Origin of the sequence: Mycobacterium sp. E3305, assembly GCF_001666785.1 — a bacterium.
Taxonomy (GTDB): domain Bacteria; phylum Actinomycetota; class Actinomycetes; order Mycobacteriales; family Mycobacteriaceae; genus Mycobacterium.
Genome location: NZ_LZJA01000188.1, coordinates 38050 through 56546, shown reverse-complemented (window position 1 = coordinate 56546; position 18497 = coordinate 38050). Strand labels below are relative to the sequence as shown.

Annotated in this window: 9 protein-coding genes and 2 tRNA genes; 9 read left to right on the top strand and 2 right to left on the bottom strand. The window is 67.1% G+C overall.

Features of this window, described 5'->3' with window-relative positions:
* Positions 1-63: 63 nt before the first annotated feature.
* From A5701_RS17500 to A5701_RS17470, 7 genes are all read left to right on the top strand, one after another.
* Positions 64-963 carry a DUF3566 domain-containing protein gene (locus A5701_RS17500; RefSeq protein ID WP_067756293.1) on the top strand — a complete coding sequence of 300 codons (900 nt, stop codon included), beginning with the start codon at positions 64-66 and terminating at the stop codon, positions 961-963.
* 59 nt (positions 964-1022) lie between these two features.
* A tRNA-Ile gene (locus tag A5701_RS17495) sits at positions 1023-1096 on the top strand.
* Positions 1097-1250: 154 nt separating this feature from the next.
* A tRNA-Ala gene (locus A5701_RS17490) sits at positions 1251-1323 on the top strand.
* A 361-nt stretch (positions 1324-1684) separates the two neighbouring features.
* A complete protein-coding gene (gene pks2 / locus A5701_RS17485) occupies positions 1685-8047 on the top strand; it encodes a type I polyketide synthase (RefSeq protein ID WP_067756289.1) in 6363 nt (2120 codons plus the stop codon).
* Entirely contained in the window at positions 8038-9501 is a 1464-nt protein-coding gene (locus A5701_RS17480) for an acyltransferase (protein ID WP_231969188.1), read from the top strand. Before pks2 ends, A5701_RS17480 begins: the two co-directional genes overlap by 10 nt.
* A 17-nt stretch (positions 9502-9518) precedes the next feature.
* Positions 9519-10772, top strand: a complete 1254-nt coding sequence (locus A5701_RS17475; RefSeq protein ID WP_067756284.1) for a glycosyltransferase — start codon at positions 9519-9521, stop codon at positions 10770-10772.
* Complete coding sequence (locus A5701_RS17470; RefSeq protein WP_067756276.1) at positions 10772-11473, top strand: GAP family protein; 702 nt, start codon at positions 10772-10774, stop codon at positions 11471-11473. The genes A5701_RS17475 and A5701_RS17470 overlap by 1 nt, the downstream gene beginning before the upstream one ends.
* A 14-nt stretch (positions 11474-11487) precedes the next feature.
* Here the strand turns inward: A5701_RS17470 and A5701_RS17465 are convergent, their stop codons facing one another.
* Both A5701_RS17465 and A5701_RS17460 read right to left on the bottom strand, forming a co-directional pair.
* On the bottom strand, positions 11488-12534 hold the full coding sequence (locus tag A5701_RS17465; protein ID WP_067756273.1) for a rhamnan synthesis F family protein: 1047 nt from the start codon (positions 12532-12534) through the stop codon (positions 11488-11490).
* Positions 12535-12560: 26 nt separating this feature from the next.
* A complete protein-coding gene (locus tag A5701_RS17460) occupies positions 12561-14309 on the bottom strand; it encodes an AMP-binding protein (protein WP_067756271.1) in 1749 nt (582 codons plus the stop codon).
* 61 nt (positions 14310-14370) lie between these two features.
* On the opposite strand from A5701_RS17460, the gene A5701_RS17455 reads away from it, so the two are divergent.
* Both A5701_RS17455 and A5701_RS17450 read left to right on the top strand, forming a co-directional pair.
* Entirely contained in the window at positions 14371-15195 is an 825-nt protein-coding gene (locus A5701_RS17455) for a phthiotriol/phenolphthiotriol dimycocerosates methyltransferase (protein ID WP_369807430.1), read from the top strand.
* A gap of 128 nt (positions 15196-15323) precedes the next feature.
* Positions 15324-18497 carry an adenylate/guanylate cyclase domain-containing protein gene (locus tag A5701_RS17450; protein ID WP_067756263.1) on the top strand — a complete coding sequence of 1058 codons (3174 nt, stop codon included), beginning with the start codon at positions 15324-15326 and terminating at the stop codon, positions 18495-18497.

Below are 18497 nucleotides of genomic sequence, written 5' to 3'. Positions count from 1 at the left end.
CTCGGCCCGACCGGACAAAATGCGACGCCCCCGCGGCCGTGGCAGGAGAGCTAAGGAGTCGGGGTGACCTCACCGAACGAGCCGGGCGCCCCCAAACAGGGCGATGGCCTTAATGGGGATGGCTCGGCCGAGCGTGCCGGCGCCCACCGCGCGACGCCGCCCGCACCGGCCGGCCGCGCTCCCGACGCCGGGGACTCACCGCCGTGGCAGCGTGGCGGTCCCCGGCCCCCGCAGGCGCCGCAACGGCAGACCGAGCCGCCCACCGAGGCGCGCCAGTCCGGCCCGCCCAGTGGTGTCGAGGCGCGGCTCAACCGGTTCATCTCCGGCACCGCGGCCCCCGGCGCACCCGCGCAGGGCAAAAACCCGCCGCACGACAACGACGCCCCGCAGGGGCGTGGCGACGGGCCGCCGGCGGAGGCTTACGCCAGCGAGTTGCCCGACCTGTCCGGCCCGATTCCGCGGGGCCCCCAGCGCAAAGCGTCACCCGACCGCGCGCCGGAGCCGTCGACCCAGGCGGGATCCGGCCGGTCGTCGGCCACGGAAAACCGGGAGGGCCGCGAGACCCGCGAGAGCCGCACCCAGGTGTCGCGGCGACCGCGCGGGCCCGTGCGGGCCAGCATGCAGATCCGCCGGATCGATCCGTGGAGCACGCTGAAGGTCTCGCTGTTGCTCTCGGTCGCGTTGTTCTTCGTCTGGATGATCGCCGTGGCGTTCCTGTATCTCGTCCTCGGCGGCATGGGCGTGTGGTCGAAGCTGAACAGCAACGTCGGCGACCTGCTGAACAACACCAGCGGCAGCAGCGGCGAACTGGTCTCCAGCGGCACCATCTTCGGCGGGGCCGTGTTGATCGGCCTGGTCAACATCGTGTTGTTGACGGCGATGGCCACCATCGCCGCGTTCGTCTACAACCTGACCACCGATCTGATCGGCGGCATCGAGGTGACGTTGGCCGACCGCGACTAGCGTTTTTGGGGGTCGGGCGGCAATTGCGGTAATCTCGTCGCTCGGCCGTACGCGTGTACGGGCCTATAGCTCAGGCGGTTAGAGCGCTTCGCTGATAACGAAGAGGTCGGAGGTTCGAGTCCTCCTAGGCCCACAACCATGTGCCCATCAAGACGTTGCGTAAGACTTGCCCTGCCAATCACACTGATCGCTGTGGTGGCGGCGGTGGCGTGGTCCCGACGCGGGGTCGAGATCTGGCACGTGGCGGTGGACGACACCACGGGTCAGCCACCACCCGAGCCCGGCGAGGGGCCTTAGCTCAGTTGGTAGAGCACCGCCTTTGCAAGGCGGGTGTCAGGGGTTCGATTCCCCTAGGCTCCACAAATCGTGGGCGCGCCGACGTGCGTCCACGCCGCCAGGAACAGCCAACGGAAACGGTTGGCGTAACTCGCGACCCGCCCGAATTTGGCGCGGGTTTTGCGTCCCGGATCGATAGCTATCCCGCTAGTGTGTAAGCACTGATCGCGTGCCGAATAAGTCGCAGCCGCAGCGAAAGCGGTTGACCTGCGAGAAAGCCCACCGCCAAACCACACACCCTCGATATCGACGTCGCAGTAGGCAGCCCCACAACCCGACAGTTGCTATCGCGCGATAGGCAGCCGACAGCGCGACTCCGCCTTTGCTGTGAGGAGGAAACGGCTTTGTTCGGGCCAATATCAAGGGCGCGTGTGCGGGGCGGGCTATGTCTTCGCACCCGGTAGCCACTCCCGTCGCGGTCATCGGCATGGCTTGCCGCCTGCCCGGAGGCATCGATTCTCCAGAACAGTTGTGGGAGGCCTTGCTCCGCGGCGATGACCTGGTCACCGAAATTCCACCCGAGCGGTGGGACGCCGACGAGTTCTACGATCCCCAGCCCGGTGTGCCCGGTCGGTCCGTCTGCAAATGGGGCGCGTTTCTGGACGACGTCGCCGGCTTCGACCCGGAGTTCTTCGGCATCACCGACAACGAGGCGACCGCGATGGACCCGCAGCACCGCCTGCTGCTGGAAACCTCGTGGGAGGCCATGGAGCACGGCGGCCTGACCCGAGAGACGCTGGCCGGTTCCCGCACCGGCGTCTTCATGGGACTGATGCACGACGACTACCAATTGGTGCACGCGGACGCCAACGCCCTGGAGGGCCCGTACGGCTACCTGGGCAATAGCTTCGCCATGGGCTCCGGACGCGTTGCCTACACGATGGGGCTACGCGGTCCGGCGATGACGGTGGATACCGCCTGCTCGTCGGGGCTTGCGGCGGTGCATATGGCGTGCCGCAGCCTGCATGACGGCGAAAGCGAGCTCGCATTGGCGGGCGGCGCCTCGGTGTCGTTCGAACCGCGTAAGTCCTGCTCGGGTTCCGCCATCGGAATGCTGTCTGCCACGGGACGCTGCCGCGCCTTCGACGTCGGCGCCGACGGGTTCGTGGCCGGCGAGGGCTGCGTCGTCTTGTTGCTCAAACGGTTGGCGGATGCCTTGCGCGCGGGCGACCGAATTTTGGCTGTGCTCCGCGGCACCGCGGCAAACCAGGATGGCCACACGGTGAACATCGTGACGCCGTCACGGGCCGCACAGGTCGAGGCCTATCGGGCCGCCCTGGCCGCGGCGGACGTGGACGCCCGCACCGTCGGCATGGTGGAAGCACACGGTCCCGGAACGCCGGTGGGTGACCCCGTCGAATACGCCAGCCTGGCGGAGGTGTACGGCGCGGACGGGCCGTGCGCGCTCGCATCCATCAAGACCAACTTCGGGCACACCCAGTCGGCCGCCGGAGCCCTCGGCCTGATGAAAGCCGTTCTCGCGCTGCAACACGGGGTGGTCCCGCGCAACCTGCACTTCACCCAATTACCCGACGAACTGTCCCGTATCAAGACCAATCTCTTTGTGCCGCAGGCTAATACACCGTGGCCCAGCCAGCACGGACCGCGCCGGGCGGCGGTGTCGTCGTACGGGTTCTCGGGGACCAATGTGCACGCGATCGTGGAGCAAGCACCGGTCACATCGGGCGCCCCGCCGACTCCCCCGGCGATCGATGGCCCGCTGCTCTTCCCGCTGTCCGCCACGTCGGCAGACGGGCTGCGCCGCACCGCCGGACGGCTCGCGGACTGGGTCGAAAAACACGCTCCCGGGCTCGCCGCATCGGACCTGGCATACACGCTCGCCCGGCGGAGGGCGCACCGGACGGTGCGCACCGCGGTCATCGCCGGCACGCTCGACGAGCTGACCACGGGGCTGCGGAGGGTCGCCGCCGGCGACTTCCCCTACCAGCCGGCGGTCGGGCAGGACGACCGAGGACCGGTCTGGTTGTTCTCCGGCCAGGGCTCGCAGTGGGCGGCGATGGGCGCGGAGTTGCTCACTACCGAACCGGTGTTCGCCGCGACGGTCGCGACAGTGGAGCCGCTGATCGCCCGGGAATCGGGTTTCTCAGTCACCCAGGCGATTTCGACGCCCGCCACGGTGACCGGGATCGACCGGATCCAGCCGGCGTTGTTCGCCATGCAGGTCGCGCTGGCGGCCACGATGAGGGGCTACGGGGTGCGGCCGGGCGCCGTGATCGGCCACTCGATGGGCGAGGCCGCGGCCGCGGTCGTGGCCGGGGCGTTGTCGCTGGAGGACGGCGTCCGCGTGATCTGCCGCCGCTCCCGGCTGATGTCGACAATCGCCGGCTCCGGCGCAATGGCGTCGGTGGAACTGCCGGCCGAGCAGGTCCTTTTGGAACTCATGGCCCGGGGTGTCGACGACGTCGTGCTGGCGGTGGTGGCCTCACCGCAGTCGACGGTGGTCGGCGGCGCCGCGCAGGCCGTGCGCGACCTGGTCACCGCGTGGGAGCAACGCGACGTGCCTGCGCGCGAGATCGCCGTCGACGTGGCATCGCACTCCCCGCAGGTGGATCCGATCCTCGACGAGCTGTCCGACGCCCTCGCAGAGGTCGACCCCAGGACACCCGACGTACCCTTCTACTCCGCGACCGCATTCGACCCGCGCGAGCAGCCCGTGTGTGACGCCTGGTATTGGTCGGACAATCTGCGCCACATGGTGCGTTTCGCGGCCGCCGTGCAGGCGGCGTTGGAGGACGGCCACCGCGTGTTCGCGGAGTTGGCGCCGCATCCGCTACTCACCCATGCGGTCGAACAGACCGCGGCCAGCCTCGGTATGCCGCTGGCCGCCCTCAGCGCCATGCGCCGAGAGCAGGAACTCCCGCACGGGCTGCGCGGCTTCCTGGCGGATCTGCACGATGCCGGCGCGGCCGTCGACTTCTCGGCGCTCTATCCGGGGGGCCAACTGGTGGACGTTCCGCTCCCGACGTGGAGCCACCGCCGACTGCTGCTGAACCGCGACGGTCAGGATTCGCGGGCACGCGGCGCCTGGACCGTCCCGGTGCACCCGCTGATGGGGCCACACGTGCGGCTGCCCGAGGAACCCGAGCGCCACGTCTGGCAGGGCGAGGTTGGAACCGTGGCGCAGCCCTGGCTGGGCGACCACCGCATCCACCGCGTGGCCGTTCTCCCGGGGGCGGCGTACTGCGAGATGGCGTTGGCCGCGGCTCGCACGATCTTCGGTGAGAAGTCGGAGGTTCGCGACATCGCATTCGAGGCGACGCTGCTGTTGGACGACGAGACTCCGGTCTGCGCGGACGCGTCGATGACCGCGCCCGGCGTCGCCGATTTCGTGGTGCAGAGCTTTCAGCAGCGCAAGCCGATTCGGCGGGCGACGGCGGTGCTGCGGGCGGGAGGACGGGAGGACCGCCCGGCGGCTTACGACATCGCAGGCCTGCTCGCGGCCCACTCGTGCCGGCTGGACGGGGTCGAGCTGCGGAACCAGTTCGACGACCACGGTTTGCAGTATGGCGCGGCCTTCGCCGGACTGGCCGCGGCGCACAGCGCGGGCAAGGGCGCCGCCACGGTGCTGGCGGAGGTCGCGCTGCCCGGTGCCATCCGCTCGCAACACAGCGCCTACGGCGTCCACCCCGCGCTGCTTGACGCGTGCTTTCAATCGGTTGCGGCGCACCCCGCGGCCCGAGTCGCGGGCAGCGCCGGGCTGCTGTTACCGCTTCGCGTCCGCGGTATCCGGCTCTACGCCGAGACCCGCGGAGCGCGGTACTGCTACACGAAGGTGTCAACCGCCGACGGGGCCGGCGTTGAGGCCGACCTCGAGGTGCTTGACGAACAAGGGACCGTGCTGCTGGCCGTGGACGGACTGCAAGTCAGCACCGGAGCCGCCGAGGGTGCCCATCGCGATCGCGTGCTGAACGAACGACTGCTGACGATCGAGTGGACACAGCGAACACTGCCCGACGTGGAACACCTGGGCCGGGAATCATGCTTGCTGATCAGCACTTCCGCCACCGCGGACGTGATGGCGACCAGTCTGGCCGATGCGGTGAAGTCCGCGGGAACCGACTGCGCGACCATGACATGGCCGCAGCACTGCGATCATTTGTCCAACTCCGAAACCCTGGGCTCGCACCTTGGTGCCGGCAGTGTCCGCCGGGTGGTCATCCTGACCGGGCCGAAAAACGGCAACCCCGATGAGGAGTGCGCCCAGCGTGGCGGGGACTATGTCCGTCATCTCACGCGAATTGCCAGGCATATCACCAAGATCGACCAAGAGCCGCCGCGTCTTTATGTCGTGACGCGCAATGCCCAGGCCGTTGTGCCGGGGGACGTGAACAACCTGGAGCAGGCCGGGCTGCGCGGCCTGGTGCGAGCTATCGGCACCGAATATCCGCACCTGCGCCCAACGCTGATCGACACGGACGAGGAGTCCGACGCCGAGCAACTGGCCAGACAACTGTTGGGGCCTTCGGACGAGGACGAGACGGCCTGGCGGAACGGTCGGTGGCACACCGCCCGCGTGGCCCCCGGGCCGCTGCGGCCTGAGGAGCGGCGTACCGGCGTGGCGGATCACCCCTACGACGGGATGCGCATGCGGATCCGCACGCCCGGCGATTTGGAAACGCTGGAACTGGCGGCGTTTGAACGATTCCCGCCGGGGCGGGGGGAGATTGAGGTCGCGGTCACCGCATCCAGCATCAACTTCTCCGACGTTCTGGTCGCAGCAGGCGGGCAGGCCGGTGGTAACGGCGATGCAGCACGCCTCGGGACGGACTTCGCGGGCGTCGTGACCGCCGTGGGTCCCGACGTCTCCACCCATCGGGTGGGTGACCACGTCGGCGGGTTCTCTGAAAGTGGTTGCTGGGCAACGTTCGTCACCTGTGACGCCCGCCTGGCCGCGACGCTGCCGCCGGGCCTCACCGACGACCGGGCGGCTGCGGTGACCACTCCGCACACGATCGCCTGGTACGCCTTGCACGAGCAGGCAAGGATCGCCAACGGCGAACGGGTGTTGATCCATTCCGCCGCGGGCGGCGTGGGGCGGGCGGCGATCGCGATCGCCCGCGCCGCGGGAGCCGAAATCTTCGCCACCGCCGGAAGCGAGCAACGGCGGGAGTTGTTGCGCGACATCGGAATCAACCACGTCTATGACTCCCGCGGTGTCGAGTTCGCGGAACAGATCCGCCGCGACACCGACGGATATGGTGTCGACATCGTGCTCAACTCGCTGTCGGGCGCGGCGCAACGTGCCAGCCTGGAGGTGTTGGCCGCCGGCGGACGATTCGTGGAGATCGGTAAGCGGGATGTCGATGCGAATACCAGGGTGGAGCTCTTTCCATTCCGGCGGAACCACACGTTCCACTACGTCGATCTGGCGTTGATGTCGCAGAGCCATCCAAAGCGAGTGGGCGGATTGCTGGACACCGTGTACCGCCTTGTCGCACAGGGTGAGCTGCCGACACCGGACATCACCCACCACGCGCTCGGCGATGCCGCCGCGGCCCTCCGAGCGAAAAGCGAGGCCGAGCACACGGGCAGGGTCCTCCTCGATGTGCCGCAGACCGGTCACACCAACGTCGTCGTACCACCCGGTCAAGCCCGGACCTTCCGGAACGACGGCTCCTACATCATTACCGGTGGCCTGGGCGGCATCGGGCTCTTCCTCGCCGAAAGGATGGCCGCGGCCGGCTGCGGCCGCATCGTACTGAGCTCCCGGTCGCGGCCGGATGCCAAGGCGTTGGAAACGATCGAACTCATCCGGGCGATGGGCACCGACATCGAGGTGGAGTGCGGCGACATCGCCGAGGACGGCACGGCTACGCGTTTGGTGAGGGCGGCGACTGCCACCGGTCTGCCGTTGCGGGGGGTGTTGCACGCCGCCGCGGTGTTCGAGAACGCGATGCTCGCCACCACGAGCGACGAGCTCGTCGACCGCAACTGGGCTCCGAAGGTGTTCGGGGCGTGGAACTTACACCAGGCGACGGCCCACCTCCACCTGGACTGGTTCTGCGTGTTCTCCTCGGCGGTGGGTCTTGTGGGCTCGCCCGGACAAACGGCGTACGCCGCGGCTAACAGCTGGCTGGACGCGTTCGCGCGGTGGCGCCGCGCCCGCGGCCTTCCAGCCACCGCGATCGGCTGGGCATTGTGGGCAGAGGTCGGTCGCGCCGCCGAGGTCAGGTCGGAGACCGGCGAAGAGGTGACTCCCGGGCAGGACGGCGAAGGCACCGCGATTGCGCACTGGCGGGACACGGCCTTCACCGCCGAGGAGGGCGCCTACGCGTTTCAGGCGCTCTTGCGCCACGACCGGCCGTACGCCGGTTATGCGAAGTTGACGGGTACACCGTGGTTCGCCGCATACGCACAGCGCAGCAGGTTCGCCGAGTTATTTCGCTCCAGAAGCCAAAGCCCCAAGGGGACAGGCGAATTGGTGGCCGAGTTGCACGCGCTACCGCGCGAGGACTGGCCGGCCCGGCTCCGGCGCATGGTTTCCGACGCGGTCAGCCTGATTCTCAGGCGAACCATAGACCCGGATCACCCACTGTCCGAGTATGGCCTCGACTCAATGGGCAACCTGGAGCTACGGACCCGTATCGAGGCGGAAACAGGGGTCCGCGTCACCACCAACGACATCACCACGATCCGCGGTTTGGCCGGGCTGCTGTGTGAGACTCTCTCCGCCACCGCCGATCTCGACGCCGGAGCAAACGTGCCGAAGGGGGCAGGGTGTTCGTAGGTGCAGGGCCGGCGCGCGGGCTGTTCGTGGGAACCGTTCATGACTGGATGCCGGAGGCGGGCAGAATCGTGTCCTGGCAAGCAGCTCCGGCCTCCCTCGAGAAAGCCCGGCACGCGCCGGCAAGCGATGTGCCGCTGAGCGCCATGCAGGAGGCGCACCTGCGCGGCTTTTCGCGATACGCCGCCCGGGGCCTAGACTATGCCCGGCTGGTCATCGGGTGCGGCGACGAACCGGGCCGGTGCGACGTCCGCGCGATGAATTACGTCATCAATGCACACCTGCGCCGGCACAAGACGTATCACAGTTGGTTCGCGTACGAAGACGCGGAACGCATTGTGCGCCACACCATCCAAGATCCCGCCGATATCGAGTTCGTTCCGATCCGGCATGACGCGATGACACCCAACGAGTGGCGCCAGTTCGTGCTGTCCACCCCGGACCCGGTGCAATGGGACTGCTTCAGGTTCGGCATCATCCAGCGCGCGGACCACTTCAGCTTCTTTGCGATCGTCGACCACGTGCACTGCGATCCGACGATCATCTCGGGGCTGTACACGGAAATCTTGATGAACTACCGGGTCCTGATCACCGGCGGCGCGCTCGTCGCCTCCCCCCCGCCCGCCAGCCACGACGACTTCTGCGTGCGCGAGAAGCAACACCTGGCCGGCCTGACGTCCGCTTCCCCCGAGGTGCGGAAATGGATCGAATTCGCCGAACGGAATGGCGGAACGCTCCCGGACTTCCCGCTTCCCCTCGGTGACTTGTCGGTGTCCTCCGGTGGTGACCTCATGGTCGAACGGCTGATGGACCAGGAACAGACCGCGGCTTTCGAATCACTCTGCATCCGGGCGGCCGCGCGCATCAGCGGGGGGTTGTTCGCCTGCGTTGCTCTCGCGCAATACGAGCTAACTGGTGCGACAACGTATTACGGCCTCGCACCCATCGACAAACGCAGAACCCTGGCGGAATTCTCGACCATGGGCTGGTTCACCGGCGTGGTCCCGTTCACCGTCCCCGTCGACCCGACATCGTTTGCAGAGACCGCGCGTGCCGCGCAGGCATCCTTCGACTCGAATCTGGATCTCGCGAATGTGTCGTTCAACGACGTGCTGAAGTTGGCGCCCTGGCTCAGACCGTGGGGGCCGAATTGCACCATGGTCAACTACATGGATGCCGGCCTGCCGCCGTTCTCTGCCACCGTCTCCTCCCACATGAAGAACGCGAATCTCAAAATCTACTGCGATCCAAGGGATCCGGCGCACCTGTACATCTCGGTGATCCGTCTCTTCGATGCGGTATCGATATGGGTGAATTTCCCCAACAACCCGGTGGCCAGGGACTCCGTCATCCGATTTCTGAACGCGTTGCAAGGCGTGTTCAAGCGAGTCTTGGAAGGCCCCGGCTCGAATGCGCCGACCAAAACCACGGACCTCGCCTACGCGGACGACGACTGACGGAGCCGGTAGCAGCGATGAAGGTTGTCTTGGCCGCCCACGGAACTCGCGGTGACGTCGAGCCCTGCGCCGCCGCCGGCCTCGAGCTGATGCGGCGCGGGCACGAAGTGCGTATGGCGGTGCCGCCCAACCTGATCGGCCTCGTGGAGGCCGCCGGGCTGCCTGCGGTCGCCTACGGGCCGGATTCGCAGGAGCAGGTGAACGCGCTCGCGGACTTCCACCACCGCGCCTTCAAGCCGCAGAATCCGCTCAGCTTGGTCCGCTCGGGCAGGGAGCTCTTCATCGAGGGCTGGGCGCAGATGGGCACGACGCTGACTTCGGTGGCGGACGGCGCAGACCTGCTGGTAACCGGCCAGACCTACCACGGGGTCGTCGCCAATGTGGCTGAGTACTACGACATCCCAGTGGCGACACTGCACCACATGCCGATCTGCGTCAATGGCCAGCTGGCCCTTCCGTCGGTACCATCGCCGGCCCCCCTGGTCCGCACCGCGTTGAGGACGGCGTGGTGGCTGTACTGGCGCATCACCAAGGAGGTCGACGACGAGCAACGCCGTCAACTGGGCCTTCCGCGGGCCGCCGCCCCGGCGGCGAAGCGAATGGCGCATCGCGGATCGCTCGAAATCCAGGCCTACGACCGAGCCTGTTTTCCGGGCCTGGCGAAGGAATGGGATGGCCGGCGCCCGTTCGTCGGTGCGCTCACGATGGATCTACCGACCTGTGACGACGGTGAGGCGGCCGCCTGGGCTACCGCTGGAACGCCCCCCGTCTACTTCGGGTTTGGCAGCACACCGGTCCGATCCCCTGCCGACACGATCGCCATGATCGCCGCCGCCTGCACGCAGCTTGGCGAACGGGCCTTGGTCTATTCGGGCGAGGGCGCCCCACACCGTACTTCACAATCCGACCGAATAAAGCTCGTCGGCCCGCTGAATTACGCGGCCACGCTTCCACTCTGCCGCGCCATGGTCCACCACGGTGGCGGGGGCACCACGGCCGCCGGCCTGCGAGCCGGAATCCCGATGCTGATCCTCTGGGATGTGGCCGAGCAGCCGCTGTGGGCCGCGCAGGTCAGCCGGATGCGAGTTGGCCGCGCCCAGCGGTTGGTGAGCACCACCGTGGAGTCACTCGCCCGGCATCTCCGCGAGATCCTCGCGCCGCACTACGCCGGCCGAGCCCGTGAATTCGCCGCCCAGATGACCAAGCCCGCCGAAAGTGTCACCGCGGCAGCGGATCTCTTGGAGAAGGTCGCCGTCGGGGAGCGTGCTTGATGATGTGGGGAACGGTGCTGCCGATCGCAGTTTGGCTGTCGCTGGACCCGACGCGACTGGTCATCGGCGGAATCTTGATGTCACGCCCCCGGCCCCGGCACAACCTCCTCGCCTACTGGTGGGGCGGCCTCACAGCGGGCGTAGCCCCGGGCGTCGGCGCCTTCGTACTCCTGCGGGATTCGCCAGCGACGGTTATGGAAGACGCGAGGTCCACGGTCGTGCGCTTCACGGGCGGGTACTTCCAAATCGCGATCGGCGTGCTTGCCCTGGCGATCGCGACCGGAGTGTGGGCGTACCGCGGCGCCCCACCGTCCCGAGCCCCGCAGCCGCCCCGACCGACCGCGGCCGCCCGGCTGACGGCCCGCGTCCGCCGCGCGTTGCAAGGCGGGAACCCGTGGGTGGCGTTTGGGATTGGACTGGTGACGACCATGCCACTCGCCGATTATCTCGTGGTGCTCACCATCATTGTCTCCTCGAGAGCAGCGATCGGCGCTCAGCTCGGCGCGGTCGTGATCTTCACGATCGTGGTCCTCGTCCTGGTAGAGGTCCCCCTCGTCAGCTATCTTCTCGCGCCGGCGCAGACCCAGCTGGCGATGGTGCAGCTGCAAAGGTGGTTTGCCATTCACCGTCGCCGGCTTCTGATCGCCGCACCCGCTCTCGCCGGGATCATGCTGGTGGCCTCGGGCGTAAGCAGCCTCTGAGCGGTCGATGTCGTTCAGTTCGAACCGCGCGGCCCTCGCCGAGCAGATCCCATGCGCCCGTTCATCCGCCCGGCGCCGGGCCGGGCGTAGCCGCTCATCAGGGACGGCGCTCTCCGGCCGAGCCTGTCCACGTTCGACTGGATGAGCTGGAAGGGATAGTCGGTGTGTCGCTCGATGACGTCGCGCAGGTCCGCCATGGACGCGTGCCACGGCATGTCGTAGCGGGCCAGGTTCGCCTTGAGGAACGGAAACCGGAAGTCCTTGATGAGGCCATCCCAAAAGTGCAGGGTGCCGTTGTTGCGAGCAGAGCGTCTGGTGGCCCACGGGCGGGCCGATGGGCGGCCGTAGGTGAGTTCGATGGCGGCGGCGGAGACGAACGGGTTGAGGCTGAGTCCGGCTCCACGGGCGCGGGCGGATATGCCGATCTCGTATCGCCAGATGACCATCCCCTTGTGGACCACGTACTGGAAGCCATCCCAGAAGTCTTCGAGGAACGTGCGGGTGTGCGAGTCGAGATCCCAGACGAGAAAGAAAGATTGGAGATGCGGAACCAATTGGGTGTTCTCGACAGCGCCGTACATGTCGGCGCCGTGAAACGAACTCCACATGTCTTCCAGGGGAAAGAGCGGACCGAAGACGCTGTCGTTGGCGACCAGAAACCGGTCGAATTGATTGAGCGACCACCCGTGGTGCGTGAGAATGCACCACGCGAGGTGCCACGAGCCGAAATCGTAGGAAAGCGTTCGGCGGGTGTAGATGCCATCACAGAGGGAGCGGATGGAAGCCACCGACTCCGGTGTGAGAGTGGGCGAGCCGGAGACGAAGACGATGGCCGCGCCCTGCTCCCGCAAGGCTTTCAGGTAATAGGCGACGTACGGATCGACGACGCCCTGCGGGTCAAAGTGCGCAAACAGAGCAAGCGTGCGGCGGCCGGGTGGAGGATCCGGCGGAAGCTCCAGGTGGGTTTCGCATAGGAAGCGGAAAGCGTTGCCGCTGCGGCGGTAACGCGCCGCGGCCGAAGCGCGCTCGCTTTCGGTGCGCAGCATCTCCGAGAATTTCATCACGTCCCCGTGGCGTCCGTGAGTGCTCAGTCGGCGTGAACGGCCGGCCCTCGGCGCTGCGCATCCAACCGGGCGAACTGATTCTGTCGATACCGCTCGACACAGGCCGCCCGACGGACCTTGCCGCTGGTGGTGATGGGGATCGAACCGGGCGCTACCACAACGAGATCGGCGATGCTCAACCCGTGGACGGTGGATATCGCGGAAGTGACCTTGCGCCGGACGAGATCGAAAGCCTCCTGGCCGGAATCGTCGCGGCTCTTCAACTCGATGATGGCGACGAGTTTCTCCGTGCCCTCGTCCGGAACGGCGATGGCTGCACAACGCCCCGGCGCGATGCTTTGGATCGTTGCCTCGAGGTCGTCGGGAGAGTGGTTGCGTCCGTACACGATCAATAGATCCTTGATCCGGCCGATGATGAACAGTTCGCCGTCGGCGAAGAAGCCCATGTCACCGGTACGCAGCCACGGTCCCTCCGGCGTGCCGGCCGACGGATCGACAAGCGTTGCGCCGAACGTCGTTTCAGACGCTTGTGGGTTCTGCCAGTAGCCGGAAGCGACGTTGTCGCCTTGCACCCAGATTTCGCCGGTTATTCCGGCCGGACATTCGATTCTCGTCTCCGGATCTACGATGCGCACGAGGGGTGAGCGCGCCGCGCCGTAACTAATCAGTGCTGTACCGCCCCCGCCCGCACACCGCTTCGCGCGGCCGGCGGTCAGTTCTTCGGAGTCGAAATGCGCGACTCGTGGTGATTGACCCGCCTCGCGGGTGGCGATGTACAACGTCGCCTCCGCCATTCCGTATGAGGGCCGCAACACCCGGTCCTGGAGGCCGAAGGTGGCGAATCGCTCGGTGAAGCGCCGCAGCGTCGCGGGCTGGACTCGCTCACTGCCGTTGAGGATGCTGAGCACGTTGCCGAGATCAAGCCCTGCCAGGTCGTCGTCGGAGGCCTTTCTTGCGGCTAGTTCGAAGGCGAAGTTGGGTCCTGCCGAAAGTGCGTGACTGTTGCCGGCCAGCAGTTGAATCCACCGGGCCGGCCGCTGCAGGAACGCCACTGGAGTCGTGAGTACGGTGTGGAATCCCGTGAGCACCGGAAAGACGATTCCGAGATGCAACCCCATGTCGTGGTAGAAGGGCAGCCAGGACACCACGGTGGTGTCCGGTGGCGCAACGCCGCCGTGGTCGCCGAAGAAGGCGGCGTTGATCTGCTCGAAATTGGCCAGGATGTTCCTGTCGGAGACCATCACTCCGACGGGGGTGCGCGTCGACCCGGACGTGTATTGCAGATAGACGGTGTCGATCCCGCTGCCGACCCGGCCGCGCGGCCCGGCCCTCGAGCCCGAAGCCAGCGAATCAACCGCGACGATCGACGGAACGGATCTCCCGGCCCCCGACTCGACGTACCGGGCGGCATCGCCTGCGGCGGACGATACCGTGAGAACGACGGAGGGTGCGGTGTCTTTCAGTACGGCGGCGACGCGTTCGTCGCTGGCCCCACCGAGTGGAACCGCAATCAGCCCTGCCTGTAATGCCGCAAGGAACGCGGCGATGTAGTCGAGCCCGTGCGGCGCCAGGATCACAGCGCGGTCGCCCGGCGATCCGTGAATCCTCAACTCCTGTGCGACGTCAAGCACTCGCCGGTAGAGCTGTGACCATGTCACGCTCTCGGCAATTCCGTTGCGATCGCGCTCGTAATCCATAAACGTGAACGCTGTCCGATTGGGCTGCAGACTGGCGCGTTCGCGCAGCAGTGTCGGAATGGGACACTTAAGCATGGGCGTCAGGTTACCCGGGCCATTAACACTGCGTCGGCTTTGGGCTCGAGACGATGGGCAGTTGCAACGTACGCCTATAGAAAACGTCATCAGCCGGCTGAACGGCACGCCAATCTTGGTGGCGCTGTTGGATTTGCGCTTCAAATACGGGTACCGGTTCCTCAGCCGTCTCCTCACAAGAGATGACGTCCTATTCCTCAATTACGGGTACGAGGAGGATCCGCCGATGGCCCTGCCGCTGGCGGCCTCCGACGAGCCCGACCGGTTCCCCATCCAGCTCTATCACCGCACCGCGACCCAGGTGGATCTCACCGGCAAGGATGTGCTGGAAGTCAGTTGCGGCCACGGCGGTGGGGCCTCGTATCTGATGCGGACGCTGCACCCGGCGTCTTACACGGGCCTGGATCTCAATACGGTCGGCATAGCGTTCTGCCAAAAGAGGCACCGTCTGCCCGGCCTGAACTTCGTGCAGGGTAACGCCGAAAGCCTGCCCTTTCCCGAGGGGTCCTTCGACGCGGTGATCAATGTCGAAGCCGCGATCAATTACCGCGACGTGCGCCGGTTCTTCGCCGAAGTGAAACGCGTGCTGCGGCCGGGAGGGCATTTCCTGTACGCGGATATCCGCTACGCCGACGAGATCGCCTCCTGGGAAGCGGACCTCGCCGGCATCGCGATGCGCCGGATTTCAGCGACAACGATCAACGCGGAAGTCATGCGCGGGCTCGAGCAGAATCGGTTGTTCGACCAGATCACCCGGCGTCTGCCCAGCGTCCCATTCGTACGCGGCATCGCCGAGGACTATGCAGGGGGGCGCGGTTCGCTGATCTACCGGCGTCTGGAGAACGGCGAGGCTTCGTACCGGTTGTTCTGCTTTGCCAAGGACTGATCCGTCCGGGTCTTGAGACTTCGCGTCGGCGTCACCCCGTGTGAAGCCAACACTCCCTCGCGCCGTGCCCGACGGCCTATTCTTTGATCACCACAGCAAACGCAGGGGGCCGGATTGGCGGAGGTCGGATGACGGCCGTAGCGGCGTGCCACGCGTGTGGCACCGAGCTTCTCGAGAATGCGCGGTTCTGTCACGGGTGTGGTTCGCCGGTTGCCCAGCCCGCCGCGCATGCGGAGTACAAGCAGGTGTCGGTGCTGTTCGCCGACGTGGTGCACTCCATGGACATCGCCGCGGCCGTCGGTGCGGAGCGGTTGCGAGAAATCATGGCCGAGCTTGTCGACCGCTGCACCGACGTCGTGCAGCACTACCGGGGCACCCTGGACAACTTCACCGGTGACGGAATCATGGCGGTGTTCGGGGCGCCCGTAGCAATGGAGGACCACGCGGTTCGCGCCTGTCTGGCGGCCTTGGGGGTTCAGGAGGAGATCAAGGGGCTGGCGGGCGAGGTCCGACAGCGCGACGGTGTGGACCTGCAGTTGCGGGTGGGACTGAACTCCGGTCAGGTGATAGCGGGCGAAATCGGGTCCGGTCCGTTCCGCTACACCGCGATCGGCGAGCAAGTCGGGATGGCCCAACGGATGGAGTCTGTGGCACCGCCGGGTGGGGTGATGCTCAGCGAGTCGACCGCCCGGCTCGTCCAACACGCCACCGAGCTAGGCGATCCCGAGGAGGTGCGCTTCAAGGGCAGCGACGGCCCGGTGCTGGCCCGGCGTCTGCTGCGCATGACGGACGGGCACCGCCGAACCGGCCTGCCCCAAGGCGCATTGGTAGGGCGTGACCTCGAAGTGACAACGGCCGCAGGGCTTTTAGACCGATCGATGAGCGGGCGGGGATGTGTGGTCTGCGTTGCCGGGCCGCCGGGTATCGGCAAGACGCGACTCGCTGACGAAGTTGTCGCGATGGCCAGCCGGCGCGGTGTCGAAGTGTCCTCGGTGTACTGCGAGTCGCACACCAGCGATGTCCCCTTCCTGGTCGCGGCAGGACTGTTGCGCGAAGCCGCCCGGATCACCGAGCTCGACGACGAGGCGGCGCGAGCACAGGTGCGCGCGGGCCTCCCCGACGCCTCCGACGAGGACGTGCTGCTGCTCTATGACCTGATGGGCATTCGAGACCCCGAGACGCCGCCTCCCACGATCCATCCCGACGCGCGGCGGCGTCGGCTGACCGCATTGATCAACTCCCTGTCGCTGAACCGCACCCAACCGGTCCTCTACGTCATCGAGGACGCGCACTGGATCGATGAGGTCAGCGACTCGATGCTGGCCGAGTTCCTCACCGTCATCCCCCAGACGCCGTCGATGGTCCTGATCACCTATCGCCCCGACTATCACGGCGCTTTGGCGAGAGTCCCTGGCACCCAAACGATCTCGCTCGCCCCTTTGAGTGATTCGGAAACCGCTGCGCTGCTCGACGAGTTGTTGGGCTCGGATCCGTCGGTCTCCGGAATCAAAGCGCTCGTCGCCGAACGGGCCGGCGGGAACCCGTTTTATGCGCAGGAGATGATTCACGAGCTCGCCGAGCGCGGCGTGCTCGAGGGCGAGCGCGGCGAATTCACCTGCAGCACAGACGTGGCCGACGTCACCGTACCGGCCAGCCTGCAGGCAACCATCGCGGCGCGGATCGATCGGTTGGATCCGGATGCCAAGCAGACGCTGAACGCCGCCGCGGTGATCGGGTCGCGGTTCACCCCCGAGTTACTCGCTGCGGTGGGCAACGCCCCTGCCCTCGACGCACTGCTCAGCGCCGCGCTGATCGATCAGGTCCGGTTCACCCCGGGTGCCGAGTTCGCCTTCCGCCACCCGCTGATACGGGCGGTGGCCTATGAATCACAACTGAAATCCGATCGCGCGGAGATGCACGGGCGGCTCGCCGCCGCTATCGAGGCCCGCGAGCCGGAATCGGCCGACCAGAATGCCGCGCTGATCGCCGAACATCTGGAAGCCGCGGGTGACCTGCGGGGTGCCTACGGCTGGCACATGCGCGCGGCCAAGTGGGCGACGTACCGCGATATCGCCGCGGCGCGTCTGAGTTGGGAGAGCGCCACGACGATCGCCGACGCATTGACTGCCGATGACCCGGACCTGGCGGCCATGTGCATTGCTCCTCGCACCATGTTGTGCGGGATCGCCTGGCGGTTGCACGTCAACAACGTCGGCGACCGGTTCGACGAGTTGCGCAAGTTGTGCAGCGCCGCGGGCGACAAGCCGTCGCTGGCCATCGCGATGGCGGGGCTGGTCGTGGACCACGCCTTCCAGGACAGGGTGGGCGAGGCGTCACGGCTGGCCTCCGAAGCCATCGCCCTGATCGAGTCCATCGGCGATCCGACCCTGACCGTGGGGCTGTCCTTCACGCCGATCCGCGCGAAGATGGCAAGCGGCGAGTGGTCAGAGATGCTGCGTTTGTCCCAGCGGGTGATCGACCTGGCCGACGGCGATCCCGCGAAGGGCAATTTTCTTTTCGGGTCGCCCCTGGCGCTTGCCTACGCGCAGCGGGCGACCGCCCGCTACGCGCTGGGCCTTGCCGGCTGGCGAGACGATCAGCGGCGGGGCCTGGCGGTGGCCCACGGCGCCGACTCGCTGTCCTACGTCACGGTCGTCAGCTACGTGTACACGGCCGCGGTACCGGCCGGCGCGCTGCGGCCGGACGATTCCGTCGTCCGCGAGATCCAGGACGCGCTGGCGATCGCCGAACGGTCCGGCGACAACCTCCAGGTGGGTGTGGCATGGCTGACCTTAGGCCTTGCGCTGCTGCACCGCGATACGGATGCCGACCGGGATCGCGGGCAGCGGCTGTTGTTGGGGGTTCGCGACGTGTTCGTGCGCGGGGGCCACTTCTTGTGCGATCTACCGATGATCGATGTCTACGTGGCGCGTCAGGCGGCGCGCCGCGGGGAGCATGACGAAGCGATACCGCTGATGTCCGCCGCGGTCGACCACCTCGCCCGCGGGGGGCAGCTGCTGTCCTGGGGCATTCTGGCGACGGGGGTACTGGTGGAGACATTGCTGGACCGGGGAAGCGACCGTGACGTCGCCGACGCCGAGGCGGCAATCGAGCGGTTAGCCGCCGCACCGGCCGATGAGGGCCTGGCGATACGTGAAATCTGGCTGTACCGGATGCGCGCCCTCATGGCGCGGGCGCGAGGCGAGTCGGACGCCTACGCGTGTTTCCGAGATCGCTACCGCGACATGGCGAGGACGCTTGGCTTCGTAGGACACGCCGACTGGGCCGAGGCGATGCGGTAG

What these genes read in the sequence shown, in the direction of transcription:
- pks2 (WP_067756289.1), top strand. Translation starts at nt 1,685, where the DNA reads ATGTCTTCGCACCCGGTAGCCACTCCCGTCGCGGTCATCGGCATGGCT.
- A5701_RS17475 (WP_067756284.1), top strand. Translation starts at nt 9,519, where the DNA reads ATGAAGGTTGTCTTGGCCGCCCACGGAACTCGCGGTGACGTCGAGCCC.
- A5701_RS17470 (WP_067756276.1), top strand. Translation starts at nt 10,772, where the DNA reads ATGATGTGGGGAACGGTGCTGCCGATCGCAGTTTGGCTGTCGCTGGAC.
- A5701_RS17465 (WP_067756273.1), bottom strand. Translation starts at nt 12,534, where the DNA reads ATGAAATTCTCGGAGATGCTGCGCACCGAAAGCGAGCGCGCTTCGGCC.
- A5701_RS17460 (WP_067756271.1), bottom strand. Translation starts at nt 14,309, where the DNA reads ATGCTTAAGTGTCCCATTCCGACACTGCTGCGCGAACGCGCCAGTCTG.
- A5701_RS17450 (WP_067756263.1), top strand. Translation starts at nt 15,324, where the DNA reads ATGACGGCCGTAGCGGCGTGCCACGCGTGTGGCACCGAGCTTCTCGAG.